This is a genomic window from Vreelandella sp. DA03-1M, from assembly GCF_055725665.1.
Map to the genome: position 1 here is coordinate 2,201,072 of NZ_CM146798.1, position 18,549 is coordinate 2,219,620.

Below are 18,549 nucleotides of genomic sequence, written 5' to 3' on the forward strand. Positions count from 1 at the left end.
TTGCTAACGGTAGCGGTAAACGCGCAAACTCGGCAGAAATACATCTGGCTCAAGCTTTTCATCGCGCCGCCGTGCCCGTGTGCGGGTGGTGGGGGGCTGTAAAGCGGGCAGGTTTATGTGTGGCAGTCGCTGGTCATTGTCTGGCACGAAGATAGGCATGGCGGCATTCAGCGCCCGCCTTGTATGGCCATCATCGAGTGGCTCGGTAAAAAATAGATTTGCCCGCATAAGGGGAGCCTGCGTTTGCACCTGGGCGAGCACTTCGCCGCTTGGGATTCCGGCTAGTTTGCGTAGTTGAATACGGATATGCGCTGCATCGGTATCAAGCTTTAAAAGCTTTTGCTCAGCCTCTTGAACGCTCAGCCGCTTTATGGAGCGACCACTGCTATACCACGCAAAGCGAACCCGTGAAACGGGGGCTTGTGCGATGGGCAGTTGACGCCAGCTCTGCTTAAGATGCAGACGGGCAAGCCCATTGCGCCGTAACGCTTCATCAACGTAGGGATGGCGTTGCGGCAGGCGGCTTTTGGCGTCGCTCAAGGTTTGTGGAAAAGCCTGTTTAATATGCTGTAGCAGCTCAGCAAAACTTTTTTTAGCTTGGTTCACGGTGTCTACCGCTGCCAGTAATTCATCATTAGCAGCCACAATGGCAATGTAGTTGCGCGTTTCGCGACCATCCTGATCTTGTTCATGCCACATATCGAAAAGCGCTTCGCGTAGCCAGTGGCGAGCGGGAGTGGCTTGATGAAAGACCCACGATGCCGGTTGTTGGCGTTCAAAAAGCGAAACAGCGGTCTCAATCGTGTTAATTAAAGTGTCAAACTGCTGCTCCAGCTGAAGCAGCAGATGATAGGCCGAAGGCGATGGTTGCTCAGGCATTGTGGTAGCCATGTGGATTGCGGGACTTAAAACGTCGATTGCCTGGGTGCGTTAGGAGAGCGGCGCATCCTTGTCGGCTTGCGCCAACAGTGTCTCTATATCAGCTTCATCCATCGCCGATTCGCCCGATATGCGGTGCGACTCATCGGCCCAGGCACCTAAATCTAACAGTTGGCAGCGTTTGCTGCAGAAAGGGCGATAGGTGCTCTCAGGCAGCCAAGGCACGGGCTTAGCGCACTGAGGGCAACTAACTTCAAGGGGGGAATCGTTTGCAGGGCGAACCATAAAAACTCCAATTGCGTTAACGGGGGCGATATCTCAGTCGTTAAGCAGTTGACGGTAGCGTTGATCCAGCCGCACCACTTGCTCCATCATGCTGCGGTGGTCACCGCTGTTATCTATCACGTCATCTGCCTGTGCTAGCCGCTGTTCGCGGGAAAGCTGGGCGGCGAGAATAGCATGCACTTGGCTTTCGCTCACCCCATCACGTTGCTGGGTTCTCGATAATTGTAGCGCTTGTGGTACATCGACCACGACCGCTCGGTTGACCAGCGCATTTTGGCCCGACTCAAATAGCAGCGGTGATACCAGCAGCACATAAGGCGCGCCTTGTGTTTTAAGCTGCGCTAAGTGCTGCAATAGACGTTCTCTTATTTTGGGGTGTGTGACTGATTCTAACCACCGCCGCTGCTCTGGGTCTTTAAAAATAATAGCGCGTAGGGCCGCGCGATTAAGCGTGCCATCCTGATGGATGACCTGGTCACCGAAGCGGTTTTTAATGGCTAATAGTGCCGGTTCGCCAGGTAGAACGATTTCTCTGGCGACATCGTCAGCATCGACCGAGGCAGCGCCGAGCGTTTCAAAGGCGCGCGCAACCGTCGATTTGCCCGACCCAATGCCACCGGTTAATCCGATAATCATCTGCTGCCTCACTTAGCTCAGTTTTCAATAACCCAAATTCACTAGCTCAGTTTTAATAGCCCAAATTTAATAACCCAGCTTTAATAAAAAAATAACAATCGTTAAACGTTAAATAAGCAGGCTGAGATACAGCGCCATTAGCTCATCGCCAACTAATAACGCTACCCAACCAGCGAGGGCAAGAAAAGGCCCAAAGGGTAATGGTTTGCCACGTAAGCGAGGCGCGCAGGCCTGCGCAGTTAAACCAACCACCGCGCCAAGCCCTGCGGAAAGTATCAAGATAAGTGGTAAAAAGCTCCAGCCTAGCCAGGCGCCCAGCGCGGCCAGCAGCTTAAAGTCGCCAAAGCCCATGCCCTCTTTACCGGTGACGAGTTTGAACAGCCAATAAAAACTCCATAGAGAAAGATAGCCCACCATTACGCCAATAACGGCATCGGAGAGCATAAACGGCTGGAAGAGTAGCTGAAAAAGTAAGCCTGCCCACAGTAGCGGGAGCGTAATGACATCTGGCAATAACTGGGTGCGAAGATCAATTACGGCGAGTGCTAACAGCATCAGGCAGGCGCCGTAAATAAATAATGACTCTGCAGTGAGGCCATGGAGTGCCACTACCGCCAAGGCCAGTAGGCCACCGGCCATTTCCACTAGCGGATATTGTATGCTGATGCTCGTTTGACACCCTGCACACCGCCCGCGGCGTTTAATCCAGCCAATCAGCGGCAGGTTGTCGTGCCAGGCAATCGGGGTTTCGCAGCGGGGGCACATTGAGCCTGGTGTGGCCAAATTGAAGCGTGGCGAGGGCTCCTCATCCAGCTCAAGCGCTGAACGCGCTTCACGGCGCCAATGGCGCATCAGCATGACCGGTAGGCGCGTAATAACCACATTAAGAAAACTGCCTAAGCACAGCCCAACCAATAAAGCCATGAGCCATATAATCAGGGGAGGGTAATGCATGAATGTCCTTATACGAGTGGGTTAGTTTGAATGGATGAGTTTGAATGGATGAGTTTGAATGGATGAGTTGCCGGGGTAAGGCACTATAAAAGGCCGCGCCTAAGTTAGAGAGCCGAGCCTAAGCTGAAGATTGGCAAGTATATAGACACAACGACGCCGCCCACCAGTACGCCCAATACGACGATAATAATCGGCTCCATTAGGGAGGTAAGGGCGTCGACTTTATTGTCGACTTCTTCTTCGTAATAATCAGCGACGCGGTTCAACATGGCATCCAACGACCCCGACTCTTCGCCGATGCTGACCATTTGAATTGCCAGGGGAGGAAAGCGGTTGGTCATGCGCATGGCAAAGTGTAGCTGCTGCCCGGTCGCGACATCTTTACGGGTTTGTATGACGGCGCGTTCATAAACTTTATTGCCCACGGCCCCAGAAGCGGTCTCTAAACCTTCCATCAACGGTACGCCGGAAGCAAAGGTCGTTGCTAAGGTGCGCGCAAAACGGGCAAGGGCGGATTTATGCATAATGTCGCCGATCACCGGTAAGCGAAGCACCAAAACGTCCATGCCATAAGCCATTTTGGGTGAGCGTTGAACGCTTATTTTGATGGCCAGCACCGTGGCCACCAGGCTACCCAGGGCCACAAGCCAATAGCGCTGAGCAAGTTCGGATAAGTTAACGGTCATTTGAGTCAGGGCAGGAAGCTCCGCATCAAAATTATTAAACATGCTTTCAAACTGGGGGACGACTTTAATCAGCAGCAGCAGGGTGACCGATATGCCGACGATCATCACGGCGCTAGGGTACCAAAGGGCTTTCTTAACGCGCGCTTTTAGTGATTCCACTTTCTCTTTATAAGTCGCGACACGGTCCAGCATCTGATCCAGCGCACCGGCTTGTTCGCCAGCATCGATGAGGTTAACAAACAATTGATCAAAATGTTTTGGGTGACGGCGTAACGCATCAGAAAAGCTTGAACCCGATGAAACATCGCTCCTCATCTGCTCTACCAACATCGCCATGGCGGGCTTTTTCAAACTTTCGCCGACGACTTGGAAAGCCTGTAACAAAGGAATACCGGCGCGAATCATGGTCGCCATTTGGCGCGCAAACACCATCACGTCGGTAGGCTTAATACGGCCTGCGCCGCTGAGGCTGTTTATTTTGCGAATGCGCTTAACATTGATGCTTTGCCCCGCCAGTTCAGCCGTTACCTCCGCTTTATTACGGCCAAGGGTTTCGCCGCTCAGTGCTCTGTCTTGAGGGCCTTTGCCCGCCCATTTCCAACGATAAAGTTGAAGAGATGGGCGACGCTTACGCCGAGCGTTTGCCATTGTTTACTCCTTACTGACGCGGTTAATTTCTTCAAGGCTGGTAATCCCCCGCATGACTTTTAATAAACCGCTCTGGTGCAAACTGGGGTAGCCTTCGCGGCGCGCCTGCTGATCGATATCCATCGCGTTGGCGTTGCTCATAATTAATTGGCGCATGGCTTCCGTAATGGGAACGACCTCATAAATACCCACGCGACCTTTATAGCCATGGGTGCAGTGCTTACAACCTACCGGCTTGAAAATAGTGGCCTGTTGAATTTCTTCATCGCTAAAGCCCTCTTTGCGCAGTGCCTCGTGGGGGATAACAACCGGCTCCTTGCAGCGTGGGCAGAGTTTACGCGTTAAGCGTTGGGCAATAATCAGGCTAACAGCGCTGGCGATGTTAAACGACGTTACCCCCATGTTCGCCAGCCGCGTGAGCGTTTCGGCGGCTGAGTTAGTGTGCACGGTAGAAAGCACCAAGTGGCCTGTCTGGGAGGCTTTAACGGCAATGTCAGCGGTTTCTAAATCCCGAATTTCACCCACCATGACCACATCCGGGTCTTGGCGCAGAAATGCCCGTAGCGCACTGGCAAAATCAAGCCCAATTTTAGGTAACACGTTGACCTGATTAATACCGGCTACTTTAATCTCAACCGGATCTTCCGCCGTGCAAATATTGCGCTCCACTTTATTGAGAATATTAATGCCGGTATACAGCGACACGGTTTTGCCACTGCCAGTGGGGCCCGACACCAGTATCATTCCCTGGGGCTGATTGAGGGCACGTTCATAAAAGTGACGTTGATCATCAGTAAAGCCTAATTGCTCGATGCCGAGCTGGGCCGCGGAGGGGTCGAGTATACGCAATACCAATTTTTCGCCATACACCGTGGGCAGTGAGTTGACCCGAAAATCGAGCGAGCGCGTGCGCGATAATTTAAGTTTTATCGCTCCGTCTTGGGGCAGGCGCCGCTCAGAAATATCCAGCCGCGCCATAATTTTCAAGCGGGCGGCAACACGGTTACGCATGCCTAAAGGAGGGCGTGCGACCTCAATTAAGATGCCGTCAATACGAAAACGGATACGATACTGCGTTTCGTAAGGCTCGAAATGAATGTCGGAGGCACCACGACGAATCGCATCTAATAAAATTTTATTAACAAACTTGACGATGGGGCCATCATCACTGTTTTGGGGGGCCTCTTCCAAAGGCACTTCGCTGTCTTCGGTAACACTCAGCGTCGATAGCTCATCGTCGAGGTCATTAAACTCGTCCAGCATGCCACGTTCGCTTTGCGTTAATGCTAAATAGCTACTCAGCGTGGTGGCTAGCTGGTCCATCGGGGCTAATATCCCTTCAATGCTAAGCCCAGTGGCAAACTGTAACTCATCAAGCTGGGTAAGCGTGGCGGGGTAAGGCACGGCCACGGTTAAACGGTGCCCATGACGGGCCAAAGGCACCACATTTAAGCTTTGCAGAATCCTCACTGGGTAGTCAGCAACAGGGGGCAGCGAGCTAATACGAACAGCTTCTAAATTGATAACCGCTAGCCCGTACTCGTACCCTGCGGCAATCGCCGCGGCGGTGGGGGGCACAAGCCCGCTTTCAACCACGTGTTCTAACAGTGAAATATCGTTTTCCACGGCGGCGCTAGCGGCCGCCGCCGCCTGCGCTTCGGTTAGCAAGCCGTGCTTGATTAAACGCTGAGCAATACCGCGCTGCCCGCCGCGTGCGGCGGCGTGGCTTAGGGTTGACTCATAACTTAATGTTGATTCGGTAGTCGCTTGGCTCATCGGACGCTCGCCTGGGTTCCCACAATGCGGCTCACTTTTACCACAGTTAGTCGCTGAGGACAGTAGTGATAACGTAATGAGAGGGTAATCCTAAAGTGGCAGGGCGCTGGTTAATATTGGGAGGAGAGTGGAATGAAAGTGGAATAAGGGTGGGTTGAGAATAGGGTGATCAAAGTAGTCCTTAATTCATTGAAAACTCGTCAAATGTAAGTTAGTGTGGTATTTGTAACGCCAGAATTCAAAAGCCGTCATCCCGATGGTGTTTCACCCAAAAAAGCATTCTTTCTATACCGGCTATACAGGGAACAAACGATATGCAAAGCACTTTTCAACCGATTACCCGTAACACCAAACAAGGCGGTTTTACGCTGATTGAGCTATTGATTGCCGTAGCCATTATTGGCGTATTGGCAGCTGTCGCCATCCCTCAGTACCAAAACTATATAGCGCGCTCTGAAGCGACTTCTGGCCTAGCAACGGTGACGGCGTTTAAAACTGAAATCGATCAACAGATTTATGCCGAAGGAACAGCAGCAGCTGATGCTTCATTAGAAGAAGTAACGACAGATGTAGGGACAGTGAACTGGACTGGTTCTGCCGGTACATTAGTGTTTGACTTCGTCGGCGGAGTAAATGACGATGGTACGATTACCTGGACTAGAGACGCGGACGGCGAATGGGAATGTGTGCCTAATGATCTAGATAGCTCTATCACAGAGCTTCGCGGTTGTGGGACGGCTACGACTACAGAATAAAAGTTTGGTTAATGTCATTAACCTTTTAGTATAGAGCAATATGGCGGCTGGCTTTTGGCTGGCCGCTTTTTTTAGCCTATGACTACTTGCTTAACCCTCATGAATGACAACTCCCTTATCCTTCCTCAATCCCTGCGCATTTATTCTTTAGACTGTCAGCTCTAACCTTGAGCGAGGAGCTTACAGTGACCCCTACCAAACTGATTATCCTAACTGCCTGTGGCGCACTGCTACTCAATAGCGCTGCCTTTGCCCAACCCGACCATGCCCCGGCTCACGGTGCGCGGGATAAGGGCAACAGTAGTCAACACCAGACTCAGCAGCACGACGCTCACCATACCGAAAGTGCTCAAAATGAGCGGGTTGATTTACCCCGCATTAATGAGGGTGAACTGCGCCAGTTATTGCGCCAGCACGATGCGCCGCGAGCTGAATCATTGCCGCCGGGTGTTCAGCGCAATTTAGAGCGCGGTAAGCCGCTGCCGCCGGGTATCGCCAAGCGCTTTGATGGACGGCTAGCCGCTCAGTTACCGCAATACCCAGGCTATGAATGGGAGCGGGTCGGGGCGGATGTTGTCTTGATCGAAGCAGCCACCCGCGTTGTGGTGGATGTTCTGGTCGATGTTTTGCGCTAACAAGCATGATGGGAAGTCGGCATGACTCGAAAATTACCTCTCGGCGGCTTATGGTAGAGGCTCTTAGCAGCATCGCCTTCTAAAGGGAGATTCAATGAGCGACGACACATTAGCGGCACGTCTTGAGCTAGCTATTGCCATCGCCGAAGAAGCCGGGCAGATGATCATCCAGGCGCGTGAGCAACAAGGTTTTTCGCAGCGGTTGAAAAAAGACAATGAGCTGGTGACCGATGTGGATGTGGCCGTTGACCAGCTCATTAGCCAGCGGCTGGAAGAGCATTTTCCTGGTGAAGCCCGGCTGAGTGAAGAGCTCGCCCCCGAGAGCGCTGTGCATGTGCAGGCGCCGCAGCTTTGGGTCGTGGACCCCATTGATGGCACGGTCAACTTTGCGCAGGGGTTGCGCCATGTGGCGGTGTCCATCGGCTGGATGGAAGAGGGCATTGCTAAGGTCGGTGTTGTACACGCACCGTTTTTAGGCGAAACCTTTAGCGCGGCAGAAGGCGGTGGGGCTTTTTGCAACGGCCAGGCCATCCAGCCTAGCCGTGCTGATTCACTGGCTCACACCCTGGTAGGAACGGGATTCCCCTACTGCAAAGAAGGGCGCAAGCACCTTTTAAAGCGGTTAGAGGCGGTACTTGTTGAATGCCAGGATATCCGCCGTAATGGCGCGGCGGCCCTCGATCTGTGCGATGTGGCCTGTGGCCGCTTAGATGCGTATTACGAAAGCGTCTCGCCCTGGGATTTTGTCGCGGGCTGGGTCATTGCACGCGAAGCCGGGGCGCGGGTAGGCCACTTATATGAACCGCCCAAATCGGTGCCCGAAGACCTCTACCCAGAACACTTGCTGGTCGCTGCGCCGGGTGTCTATGACGCCATGGCCTATCTGCTGCTCGACGCTGACCAACACTAACGAGAAAGGCTGGATCGCGTTAAGGTGGTGAATGACAAATACTTGAAAAGAAAGCGCTATAAGGGCTTTTCATTTATGCAAGAAACCGCTAGTATACGCACCGTCTTGAGGCAAATATGTAGCAGCCAATAAAGACAGCGGAGCGTGGCGCAGCTTGGTAGCGCGTTGCAATGGGGTTGCAAAGGTCGCAGGTTCGAATCCTGTCGCTCCGACCAAGAACATAGAAAACGGTCACTTAGCTAATTGCGACAGTGGCCGTTTTTGTTTGTCAGCGTTTCAGGAGGCCTTTGGCACGCTGCGCTCACCGCGTTAATCAGAGATGCCCTAGACGGAGCTCGTCTTGATGCCTCCAACGATATCGTTCAGTTGACGCTGCTTAAATCGCATCTCGCCAAAACTGCACCGATGTTTCTGACACTATGCCCTGCTGAGTACCAATATCTATTACGGCTTTCTGAAAAGCCTGAGCAAGCTCTGGCGCATGGCACAACGCTAACGAAAGGATCATACGAGTAATGCGTAGATGATTATGGCCACCCGCTTTCAACCAAGCATGCGCTTGGATCGAGAGGTTGGGCTGTGCTGTGATGACATGGTTTTCGCGTTCCAGCCTAAAAAAGTCCAACATTACATCAAGGGACCGTTGCTGGTGTAGGCGTAAGGATGATTCTCTCTCAAAAGTCGCTTGCACTTCGGACGTCAGTAAAGGCGCAAAGGCGTTAAAACGGCCCATTTCCGGAGTAGGAAACAGCCACTGAATATAGTCGTGGTGTGTTCCAGGCAGGAATAGCGGAGTCTCCAGATGTTTTCGAGTCGACGCCCCTTATGATCGTGGCCTTCTCCACGATTAAACGCTCATCATTTCCCATTATGCTCCCCGCACTAACGGTTCGTAGTGCCCATGTAACACCATTTCGTGTGTATGGAGTTCGGTGTCTGGGTCAATTCGAGCTTCAATTCGTTCTAGCGCGCGGACATAGGCTGCGGGTAATCCGTGTCCTCTTGCGCCAGCTAACACATGGCCTTGTACCGCGTATAGGGGCGCATACCCATGGAAGTAATTTTGCCAACATATGCCTGTGCTTCAAATTGTCCTTCACCCGCCAGGTCAATTACCGTCAGCCAGGTTTCACCGTAGGCAGCGTTGAGCCCTTCATAACGATCCAGTGTCAGTTTATGGTGCGAAGCGACTTCCCAGATAACGCCGTAGACCGCCGACTGATCGGATGCCGGTACAATATCGCACTGGCCAGAGCTGTCCCCGCCTTGCTGATGAAAGCCAAGCGATACGCCGGTAGAAGGGCGGTGGTGACAAAGCGCGCTGGAATCCGCGCGGCTAAGCGCTGGGATGACATATTAGAGCCATAAGCAAAAAAGAGCACCGTTATCTCCTTTCGGTAGGTTGGCTATCGTTGGCAAGTTGTTAAGAGGTCGCGTGCGCCAGTACGTTGACATTGGCGCCCATGGCCATCAGCCACCACAGCGTTTGTTGATCATCGGGCACCTCGGCTTTTAGCTGTTGCCAGTTGCTATCGGGTAGTGAGGTCAGCCGCTGAGTTTCCGATAGTGGAGTCTCGCTGAGCAACCACGCGACTTGTGGCGCTACTTGGGCGACGAGTATGACGGGGGCTTTGCCTTGCAAATATTCAAACGCTCCACCCGCTATGCAATTGTCTAAGTCAAAGCCATGCAAAGGTCATCAGGTCGAATCACTGATATTGGCTGTTTCGATGCGGTGCATGACGAACTGACGAATATCGTCATAGTCGTTCACTGTCGCCGACAAATACGTCACGCTGTGTCGGCTTACGAGCCCTTGGGGATGAAGGGTGAAGCACTTTTCTGTTTTGGACGCACGGTATAAATACACGACATCTACCGGTTTCTGCTCCAGCAGGGCTTGAGAAATGATTTGCCACGTCATTTCATTAAGCGCCGCAGGAATAAGCGCTTTGCCATTGGGGATGGCGCGAACTTTACGTGCCCATTGGCTCAAGCCGTTAGAACTCATCCTCATCAAGCAGCCGCCGCGCATCCGTAAAGTGCAGCGATAACTGCCAACGTATCCATAGCATGCCTTTCCTCAAGGGTGAGGTGTCATAAGCTACGGTATGGGTGCGACAACTTAGGCCGCATAAAAGCGAAGAATATCTATTGCTGTTTCGATAGCCAAGCTTGAATGGGGAACTGATCTCTCCTGAGTGGTGTACGAGAAGTAAACTGTACCTTGGCTCGGCTTTCGCCATGAACCTGATGCATGATCGCAACCATTCACTAACTGGCTCGCACGGTTAAAAATCTCAGGTGGCTTTTGAGCATTTATAACCTTCAATAGCAAAAATATTAGTCTTCTGCTCTGGTAGCTAGTTCAATGTAATGATATCCTCATTATTATTAGTATTTGATAGCTTATTATTAGTCTCGCATTGCGGCACAGGATGTCGCAGCCTTCGGTTACTTTCTTGCCATACCTTTTGTTGCTACTTAGTAAAACAAAGATTCTTGCTTGTCGGCCCTCTAAGAGCCAGACGCCTGTGCTTTTATCCGCGACGGTAAAAATAGATTGACTGCCGCGTGAACGCCAATGCAACGAGGGATGTTACATCCTTGCCATCGAATAAAAAGGCCTGCTCCTCTAAAAATAGAGGGAGGAATACAGGTTAGCGAGAGAGATATTCGCGAAAAAAGCATTTGGCATCATGCCAGAGAGACGTGACTAAACCAGTCGCGCAATAGAAAAGTGGCTCAAGCCACTCATCCAAAAATGGAACATTAGGGATCATTAAAATGAAAATGCTCAAGTTGACTGCTGCTCTTGCCGCCTTATCACTGGTGACAGGCTGTGCCTCCATCGTTGGTGACAAAGAGCAAGGCATCACGATTAACAGCAGCCCGAGCAATGCCAATGTGTTGATCACCGATGAGCGCTCTATGCAGGTTCACTCGGCTACCACGCCGACGACTGTGCAATTGCGTAAATCTGACGGCAGTTACTTCGGTGGTAAGACTTACAATGTGGAAATCTCCAAAGATGGCTACGAAAGCCGCACTATGATGATTAATTCTAGCCCAAACGGCTGGTTCATTGGTGGCAACCTGATCTTTGGCGGTTTGATCGGTTGGCTGATTGTTGATCCTCTGTCTGGCGCTATGTATAACCTTTCACCTGATATCCTCAATGCAACACTTGGTGAAAGTGTTGCTACCAGCGATGACGGTAATTCCGAGATTACGCTTGTTTTGGTTGAAGATGTGCCTAGCCATTTGCTTGATCAGATGGAATATCTCGGCCAAATCTAAGCCATTAACAGCACCGCCTCCGGGCGGTGTTTTTGTACTGTGATTTCAGGAACCAAATACCATGACTCATCGCATATTCGCATTTGCTGCCGTTGCTCTTACCGCGGCGCTCTTAACTGGGTGTGGCTCAGTTGGCGTTCAGCCTGTCTCAATGGGGACTGCTAAACCTGCTAATTGCGAATTGAAACAGTACGTCAGTGAGCGCGATATTGAGCGGCCCTACGAAGTTGCCTGTATGATTTCTTCTCAAACCGGCACCACGCTCGGGCATGATAAAACAGCCTCAGCCGCGATCAACAATGCGCGGGCGGAGGCCTGCGCCTGTGGTGCTGACGCCATTGTCGTCGAATCCTCCGAGGAAGAAGGAATCACGCTGTTTACCTGGGGGCAGGGAAAGGCACAGCTCAAAGCTGTGCGCTACCAGGACTAAAATAAGCCCCGTCTGGTGCGCTAGTCGGGGTATTTGCTCTATACATAGGATTTAAAACATGGCAGCCAACTATAGCCCTAGTGTCATGCTTAATATTGCCAGTGGCAGCAACAGCACAAAGCAGCACTGAGTATGCGTACGCCGGCCGCTTTGGTAAATGTATGGATGTCTCTGGTGGAGTGACTGTTGAAATACTGAACTGCATTGCTGATGAGATTGCTACTCAAGATGCGCTTTTGAACGGGGCCTATAGCGATGCCCGCCGCGATCTTTCCGAAGAACGCCAACAGGTGCTGCTAAACGCCCAGCGCCACTGGATCAACTATCGTGATGTTAACTGCGATTTCTACACCACCATCGGAGGAACACTCGCACAAGTAGCCAGCAATGAATGCTTCCTACGTGAAACCGCCGAACGCGCTGCTGAGTTGGAAAATATGGTGGGTTGGTAAAGCTAAGGACTTGAGTAGGCACTAGGTCGTAGGCTGTTGCAAATTGGTTTACAGTAATGCTCTGCACGTTAATAGGGTAAACCTTTTGTGACGCTTTCGTTTAGCTACAACTCAGACCTCATTGGTGGTGGATTGATGGTGCGTGAAAGCCGTGCAGTTGCAGCGCTATTGCTGGGCGAGGTAGACGACGCACACTGGCATCAAGCCATCATCGTTGAAAACCGGCTACAGAAGAATCGCCCAGCGACAGCCAAGCGTGCAGCGCAGGCCATCCGTAAACGCTTAGAGAAACTGGAACCCTCTTTTTGGAAAGCCCTGCACGATGGAGACGATCAGCTAGCGTCACAGGTATCGTTTTGTGCTGCCATGGCACGCAACCTGCTGATGGTGGAGTTTCTTGAAAGCGTGGTGGCCGATGCGTTTTTAACGCGGTCTGAAAAGCTTCAGTCCTATCAGTGGGATGAGTTTCTTGCCGAACGTGCTAACCGCGATGCAGCGATTGCTACCTGGGCAGAAAGTTCAAGGCGCAAAATGGGTCAGGTAGTGTTTCGGATGCTGACAGAGGTCGGCATATTGGATTCCAGCCGATCACGTCGGCTTCAGTCTTTCTTGCCCCGCCCAGAGCTGAAGATGCTGCTTGAAACCCACCGCCATACCCGTTTACAAAATTGTCTTCAAAAATTGCGCTAAGCATTTATCTGTTGGAAAAACTCATTATTGAACTAATGAAAACTAAGTAGACCTTGCGGCTATGACTGTAAGCAACGTAATCTTGCCCGCAATATGCCCAAAACATGCCCGACATAGAGACGCTCCGCATGTCACATAATGAGCAGCACCTACCACCTACCAGCGTTATGTTCCATGAGGATGACCAGCTTCGGGCACGATTAAACCAAGTCGCCGAGAAAATCACTCGACCGGATTTTTTAGCAGGCCAAGGGTTAGGTAACGAAATCGGCTTCTGGATTTTTGATTACGCTCCTGAGCACGAGCTTCAGGTACGTGCCTATCTGAACTTCCTTCCCTCGTTAATGGCGCGCCAATACGGCCATTTCAAGGTGGCCCAGGTTAACTTGCTTCACGTGCTCAAAGACTATCTGACTGAGCGCGGCTTTCTTGATAAAGCCATTGCCATGCAGAAAAACAAAGGCGATGCAGCACTGCTTAAGGCACTGCGTGGGCCACTGCACATGGATAAGTTTGCCCCTTACCTCATCCGACACTCTTTGTCGCATGACCCTGATATCGTGCTACTAACCGGTGTCGGTAGTCTATGGCCAATGGTACGAGCGCATAGTTTGCTGAACGCGCTGCATGGCCCGTTAGGGCATAAGCCTTTGGTACTGTTTTACCCAGGCCACTATGACGGGCAAACGCTTACCCTGTTTAATCAGATTAAGAGCAATAACTACTATCGCGCTTTTGCGCTCGTGCCCTAGCACTTATAAATGAGCGCGTGGAAATGAGCACTTAGAAATGAGCACAAGATAGCAAACCGTGCAGCGTGTTACGTTCACACGTTAATGACTGTTACCACTCGTGGTGTTACCAAGCCGCAGGTCATCGCGGTTTATGTAACAGACTGTTTTTAAAAAGTTTATAGGATTTAAACATTTATAGGACTGATATGCGCATTCAAGAGCTTTTCCTCAAGCCGCTCAACCGGTCAATCAATGGCGTTGTAAAGGCTGATCAGCGTGACCAGGAAACTATCTACCAAGAGCTAGATGAGTACGTGGTCACCAATGAGTTAGAAAAGCACTTTCGCGCCTTTTTTGAATCCTACACCACCCCGCTAGACGACCCCTCCATCGCCAACCGCGTGGGCGTCTGGGTTAGCGGTTTCTTTGGGTCGGGTAAATCCCACTTTTTGAAAACGCTCTCTTATCTGCTGGAAAATACCGAAGCTTTTGATGCCAACGGCCATGCCAAGCGGGCGGCGGATTTCTTTGACGAGCAGAAGCTGGTGGACAGCTCCATACGGGCTGATATCACTAACGCAGTACGCGAACCCGCCCATGTGGTGCTATTCAACATCGACAGTAAGGCCAGCTCTAACGACGATGGCAACCCCATCCTCAACGTCTTTCTGCGCGTATTTAACGAGTACCAAGGCTTTAGCTCGGATTACCCGCACATTGCCCACATGGAGCGCCACTTAGAAAAGCGGGGCGTGTATGAGCCCTTCAAGCAGGCGTTTAATGACGCCAGCGGCATGGCGTGGGAAGAGGAGCGGGACGGCTATCAGTTCTACCAAGATGACATCGAGCAAGCGATTAGCGTTGCGTTAGAGCTTTCCCCGGAAGCTGCCCATAAATGGTTTGAAGAGTCAGAAGCCAATTTTAGTGTTTCAGTGGAAAACTTCTGCCACTGGGTGAAAGAGTTTTTGGAATCCCAATCATCCACCCGGCGCATGGTGTTTATGGTGGACGAAGTCGGCCAGTTTATTGGCAGCGACACCCGCCTTATGCTCACCCTGCAAACGCTCACCGAAAACCTGGGCACGATTTGCGGTGGTCGCGCTTGGATTGTGGTGACGTCTCAGGCGGATATGGACGCAGTGCTAGGCGAAATGACCGCCTCAAAAGCCAACGATTTCTCTAAGATCGCCGGACGCTTCAAAACCCGCTTATCGCTCTCAAGCTCCAACTCTGACGAAGTCATCCGCAAGCGCCTGCTGGTGAAAACCGACCCGGCACGCGCTGAGCTGGAAGGTGTGTTTGAAGCCAAAGGCTCTATCCTGCGTAACCAGCTGACCTTTGACCGCTCAGGCCCCACGCTGAAAAATATTGAAGGCGTGGATAGCTTTATCGCCAATTATCCCTTCGTGCCGTACCACTTCCAGCTGGTGCAAAAAGTCTTCGAAGAGATCCGCAAGGTAGGGGCCACCGGCGCGCATCTTGCCTATGGTGAGCGCTCAATGCTCGATGCTTTCCACATGGCCGCCAAAGCCGTGCAAGAAAAATCGATTGGCGCGCTGGTGCCGATGCACTGCTTTTATACGGCGATAGAAGGCTTCCTTGATACGGCCGTAAAACGCACCATCGACCAGGCCAGCGAAAACCCCGTGTTAGAGGCGTTTGATGTCGAAACGCTGCGCACGCTGTTTATGATCCGCTATGTGGATCTTGTCAAAGGCACGGTCGACAACCTCGTTACGCTATCGCTGACTCAAATTGACGACGACCGAATTGCTATTCGTGAGCAATTAGACGCGACCTTAGCGCGACTAGAAAAAGAGAGCCTGATTACGCGTAATGGCGATGAATATCAGTTCCTCACCAATGAAGAGCGCGACATTACCCGCAAGATCAAAGCCACCGAAGTCACCAGTAGCGATGAGAACAAAGAGCTCTCCAGCCTAATTTTTAAAGACCTGTTGCGTGATCGCGCCAAATACCGCTACCCGTTGAACAAAACCGACTACAGCATTGGCCGCTACCTGGATGGTCACACACTAGATGGTCGCTACCAGAGTCAGCTAAGGGTAGAGGTGGTGTCACCCTTAGACGTGGAGTACGTGCAGCTTAGCGACGCGGGCTGTATTCACAAAAGCGGCGACAATGGCGGGCAGGTGCTGATTAAGCTACCCGACGATAAGCGCTTTACCGACGAACTGCGTACGCTGTTAAAAACCGACAAGTTCATCCGCTTGAACCTATCGGCCAACGACCACAGCGTCGAGCGCATTCTGGCCGACCGTGGCCGGGAAAACCAAGAGCGTAAAAAACGCCTACGTGTTCGTCTGGAAGAAATGCTATTAGATGCAGACGCCTATGCGCTTGGCCAAAAGCTGGAACTCAACCGCAGCCAGTTAAGCACCCGCCTGGATGAAGCTTGCCGCTACCTGCTGGAAAACACCTACAGCAAGCTGGGCCAGCTGACGGTGCTTAACCCAGAGCCTATGCGTGAACTGCAAGCCGTGTTAACAGCCGATGATATCGGTACGCAAAATCTTAACTTAGACGGGGAGGAGGGCAACGCCCAGGCAGTAAAAGAGGTGGAGCAGTATATCTCGCTGCACAGCGGCGAGCCGGTGCCGCTTAACCCGCTTATCGAACGTTTTAGTAACCGACCTTTCGGCTGGCCGGAAGGCGAAACGCTGCTGATTCTAGGCCGCCTACATACCGCTGGCCGTTTGACCTTCCACACCGCAGGCCCCGCGCTCAGCGGTAAAGAAGCCTTCGAGCTGCTTAATAACGCCCGCCGGCGCAGTGAAGTGCGCATTCAGAAAAAGCGCCAAACCGAAGATGCAGTGCTGAACAAAGCCCGCAACCTCACCAAAGACCTGTTTGGCCAGCTAGGCCCCGCAAGCGAAAAAGAGCTATTCAGCTACTATGTGGATCGCTTATCCCGCTGGCGCCGCGAGCTAGAAGCGTACAAAAGCAAAACCGACGTGGGCAATTTCCCAGGGCGAAAAGCCATTGAAAGCTCGCTGCTGGAAGTAGAGCGGCTATTGCGCTTAGACGACAGTTTCGACTTCTTTAAGGCAGTGGCCAGCCAGCAAGACACGCTGCTCGATTTAGAAGAAGACTACCGCGACCTAAGCGACTTCTTCACCAAGCAGCTCACCACCTGGCAGCAGCTGGAACAGGCGCGCGTAAGGTTTGGGGTTAACCACCTGGAGCTAGAAAAACACCCCGAGGCCCAGCAGGCACTGGCCGAGTGTGAGTGCATTTATAGCGCCGATGCCCCCTACGCCATGTTGAACAAAGTAGATGGCCTGGTGCGAACGTTGGATGACATTAATACCCGCTTGGTCACCGAAAAACGCGAACACGCCATTGCACGTATCGACACGCGCATCGCCAAGGTGAGCGCTGAAATTGCCAAAAGTGGTATTGGCAACGCCGAACTCAGCAACCGCTTGTTGCACCCGCTGCAGCAGCTCAAAGCGTCGGTCAATCAGTCGGTCAGCATCGCCCAGATCTACCAACTGCAAACAGAAACGGCCGTTGAGCAAGAAGAAGAGAGCCTGGATGCGCTTCACAACGCCCAGGCTGAGGTAGCCAAGCGGCAGCCGCCCGCGCCTACGCCTGCTGGAGGCGACTCCACCGCGCCGACGGCCACCCCAGGCAGCCAACCGCCCGCAGGGCACACGGCGGCAAGAGATAAAACTTACGATCCCCACACCGCAACAGCCCCAGCAGCAGTCAATGCCCCCAAACCCGTGGCAAGGGTACGCGTCAGCGACGTACTCAGCCGCGTGCATAGCGGTGTGTACCTGGAAAGCCAAGCGGAAGTGGATGCGTTTATGGAAGAGCTGAGAAAAGAGCTGGAAGGGTCGCTTTCAGCGGGCAAGCGGGTACAGGTGCGGTAGTGTTCGATTATGTTTGTTGACAGTGGCAACGACTAACGCCAAGCCTAAGCATCCCGGTTGGCAGGGTGTCGACGAGCAGGTTACACTTTAAAAATAACCCGTTCAGCCGCGTCGGGTCTGAGCGATACCGCAGAGGTGAGTCATTATGCATGCCAACGTCAAGCAGCTGCGCTTGCAAACCAAAGCTTTGATTGCCGCTACCCAGCGTGGCGAGACCGTAGAGATCACCTTTCACGGCAAGCCCTGTGCCCGCCTGGTGGGGGTGGCGTCTGCCACGCCTGAAAAGCGCTCGGCCCCCAACCCGGCGTTCGGCCTCTGGGCGGATCAGGGCGAGGCAAGCGCCCAGGAGATCGACACACAAGTCCGCCGTTTGCGCGCGCCGCGCTCCTTCGAGGGCACCGACTGATGCTGGTGGACACGGATGTACTGATCTGGAATCTGCGCGGCAACCCCGCCGCCGCCCAGCGCCTGGATGACGCGCCGGGTTTTTGGCTCTCTGCCGTCACCTATATGGAACTGGTGCAGGGCATGCGCAACAAGCAGGAGCTAAGGCAGCTACGCCAGGCACTGATCTACTGGCAAGCAAGCATCCGCCATCTGGAAGAGGGGATATCCTCGCGTGCCATGTTTCTGGTCGAAAGCTATGCGCTCAGCCATAACATGCAAATGGCCGATGCCCTGATTGCCGCCACCGCGATGGAGGCAGGGGTTCCTTTGCTCACCGCCAATGACCGCCATTACCGCCATATCGATGGCCTGGAAATCGACGTTTTTCGCCCTGAATAGTTCGCCCTGAGTCAATCATCACTTGGCGCAGTAATGCCCACAATAAGCTACCGTCGCGTGTCCCAGGACGCGGGACAGTGAGACGGAAAGCAAT

21 protein-coding genes and 1 tRNA gene are annotated in these 18,549 nt (G+C 52.6%); 12 read left to right on the forward strand and 10 right to left on the reverse strand.

Features of this window, described 5'->3' with window-relative positions; translation table 11 throughout:
• Positions 1 to 3: 3 nt before the first annotated feature.
• From ACXUPB_RS10200 to pilB, 6 genes are all read right to left on the reverse strand, one after another.
• Positions 4 to 879, reverse strand: a complete 876-nt coding sequence (locus tag ACXUPB_RS10200) for a DNA replication terminus site-binding protein (RefSeq protein WP_472956498.1) — start codon at positions 877 to 879, stop codon at positions 4 to 6.
• Positions 880 to 930: 51 nt separating this feature from the next.
• On the reverse strand, positions 931 to 1,164 hold the full coding sequence (gene yacG, locus ACXUPB_RS10205) for a DNA gyrase inhibitor YacG (protein ID WP_179915176.1): 234 nt from the start codon (positions 1,162 to 1,164) through the stop codon (positions 931 to 933).
• Between the two features lie 33 nt (positions 1,165 to 1,197).
• Positions 1,198 to 1,800: a dephospho-CoA kinase gene (gene coaE, locus ACXUPB_RS10210; protein WP_035558541.1), complete on the reverse strand. Its 603-nt coding sequence runs from the start codon at positions 1,798 to 1,800 to the stop codon at positions 1,198 to 1,200.
• A gap of 108 nt (positions 1,801 to 1,908) precedes the next feature.
• On the reverse strand, positions 1,909 to 2,754 hold the full coding sequence (locus tag ACXUPB_RS10215) for a prepilin peptidase (protein ID WP_472956500.1): 846 nt from the start codon (positions 2,752 to 2,754) through the stop codon (positions 1,909 to 1,911).
• 104 nt (positions 2,755 to 2,858) lie between these two features.
• Positions 2,859 to 4,088 (reverse strand): type II secretion system F family protein, encoded by a 1,230-nt coding sequence (locus tag ACXUPB_RS10220; protein WP_472956502.1) that lies wholly within the window; start codon positions 4,086 to 4,088, stop codon positions 2,859 to 2,861.
• 3 nt (positions 4,089 to 4,091) lie between these two features.
• On the reverse strand, positions 4,092 to 5,864 hold the full coding sequence (gene pilB, locus ACXUPB_RS10225; protein WP_472956504.1) for a type IV-A pilus assembly ATPase PilB: 1,773 nt from the start codon (positions 5,862 to 5,864) through the stop codon (positions 4,092 to 4,094).
• A 314-nt stretch (positions 5,865 to 6,178) separates the two neighbouring features.
• Here pilB and ACXUPB_RS10230 point away from each other — a divergent pair, with 314 nt between their 5' ends.
• The 4 genes from ACXUPB_RS10230 (at position 6,179) to ACXUPB_RS10245 (ending at position 8,379) form a co-directional block, all read left to right on the forward strand.
• Positions 6,179 to 6,619: a pilin gene (locus ACXUPB_RS10230; RefSeq protein ID WP_472956506.1), complete on the forward strand. Its 441-nt coding sequence runs from the start codon at positions 6,179 to 6,181 to the stop codon at positions 6,617 to 6,619.
• A gap of 185 nt (positions 6,620 to 6,804) precedes the next feature.
• Positions 6,805 to 7,254 carry an anti-virulence regulator CigR family protein gene (locus tag ACXUPB_RS10235; protein WP_472956508.1) on the forward strand — a complete coding sequence of 150 codons (450 nt, stop codon included), beginning with the start codon at positions 6,805 to 6,807 and terminating at the stop codon, positions 7,252 to 7,254.
• Between the two features lie 94 nt (positions 7,255 to 7,348).
• On the forward strand, positions 7,349 to 8,164 hold the full coding sequence (locus ACXUPB_RS10240) for an inositol monophosphatase family protein (protein WP_472956510.1): 816 nt from the start codon (positions 7,349 to 7,351) through the stop codon (positions 8,162 to 8,164).
• Between the two features lie 138 nt (positions 8,165 to 8,302).
• A tRNA-Pro gene (locus tag ACXUPB_RS10245) sits at positions 8,303 to 8,379 on the forward strand.
• Between the two features lie 161 nt (positions 8,380 to 8,540).
• Here ACXUPB_RS10245 and ACXUPB_RS10250 read toward each other — a convergent pair.
• The 4 genes from ACXUPB_RS10250 to ACXUPB_RS10265 form a co-directional block, all read right to left on the reverse strand.
• The gene (locus ACXUPB_RS10250; RefSeq protein ID WP_472956512.1) at positions 8,541 to 8,897 is read right to left on the reverse strand and encodes an opioid growth factor receptor-related protein; all 357 of its coding nucleotides are present in this window, start codon (positions 8,895 to 8,897) and stop codon (positions 8,541 to 8,543) included.
• A gap of 278 nt (positions 8,898 to 9,175) precedes the next feature.
• A complete protein-coding gene (locus ACXUPB_RS10255; protein ID WP_472956731.1) occupies positions 9,176 to 9,514 on the reverse strand; it encodes a gamma-glutamylcyclotransferase family protein in 339 nt (112 codons plus the stop codon).
• Between the two features lie 73 nt (positions 9,515 to 9,587).
• Positions 9,588 to 9,806, reverse strand: a complete 219-nt coding sequence (locus ACXUPB_RS10260; protein ID WP_472956514.1) for a WCX domain-containing protein — start codon at positions 9,804 to 9,806, stop codon at positions 9,588 to 9,590.
• Between the two features lie 57 nt (positions 9,807 to 9,863).
• Positions 9,864 to 10,181: a WYL domain-containing protein gene (locus ACXUPB_RS10265; protein WP_472956516.1), complete on the reverse strand. Its 318-nt coding sequence runs from the start codon at positions 10,179 to 10,181 to the stop codon at positions 9,864 to 9,866.
• A 770-nt stretch (positions 10,182 to 10,951) separates the two neighbouring features.
• Here ACXUPB_RS10265 and ACXUPB_RS10270 point away from each other — a divergent pair.
• From ACXUPB_RS10270 to ACXUPB_RS10305, 8 genes are all read left to right on the forward strand, one after another.
• Complete coding sequence (locus ACXUPB_RS10270) at positions 10,952 to 11,464, forward strand: hypothetical protein (protein WP_472956518.1); 513 nt, start codon at positions 10,952 to 10,954, stop codon at positions 11,462 to 11,464.
• 61 nt (positions 11,465 to 11,525) lie between these two features.
• Positions 11,526 to 11,894 (forward strand): hypothetical protein, encoded by a 369-nt coding sequence (locus ACXUPB_RS10275; protein ID WP_472956520.1) that lies wholly within the window; start codon positions 11,526 to 11,528, stop codon positions 11,892 to 11,894.
• Positions 11,895 to 12,055: 161 nt separating this feature from the next.
• Positions 12,056 to 12,346: a lysozyme inhibitor LprI family protein gene (locus ACXUPB_RS10280; protein ID WP_472956522.1), complete on the forward strand. Its 291-nt coding sequence runs from the start codon at positions 12,056 to 12,058 to the stop codon at positions 12,344 to 12,346.
• Between the two features lie 87 nt (positions 12,347 to 12,433).
• Positions 12,434 to 13,036 carry a DUF1819 family protein gene (locus ACXUPB_RS10285; RefSeq protein ID WP_472956524.1) on the forward strand — a complete coding sequence of 201 codons (603 nt, stop codon included), beginning with the start codon at positions 12,434 to 12,436 and terminating at the stop codon, positions 13,034 to 13,036.
• Between the two features lie 128 nt (positions 13,037 to 13,164).
• Positions 13,165 to 13,788, forward strand: coding sequence for a DUF1788 domain-containing protein (locus ACXUPB_RS10290; RefSeq protein WP_472956526.1), 624 nt, complete (start codon positions 13,165 to 13,167; stop codon positions 13,786 to 13,788).
• Positions 13,789 to 13,976: 188 nt separating this feature from the next.
• Positions 13,977 to 17,669, forward strand: coding sequence for a BREX system P-loop protein BrxC (gene brxC, locus ACXUPB_RS10295; RefSeq protein ID WP_472956528.1), 3,693 nt, complete (start codon positions 13,977 to 13,979; stop codon positions 17,667 to 17,669).
• A gap of 145 nt (positions 17,670 to 17,814) precedes the next feature.
• Complete coding sequence (locus ACXUPB_RS10300; protein WP_008956850.1) at positions 17,815 to 18,075, forward strand: type II toxin-antitoxin system Phd/YefM family antitoxin; 261 nt, start codon at positions 17,815 to 17,817, stop codon at positions 18,073 to 18,075.
• Positions 18,075 to 18,455: a PIN domain-containing protein gene (locus tag ACXUPB_RS10305; protein ID WP_472956530.1), complete on the forward strand. Its 381-nt coding sequence runs from the start codon at positions 18,075 to 18,077 to the stop codon at positions 18,453 to 18,455. The genes ACXUPB_RS10300 and ACXUPB_RS10305 overlap by 1 nt, the downstream gene beginning before the upstream one ends.
• The last annotated feature ends 94 nt before the right edge of the window (positions 18,456 to 18,549 follow it).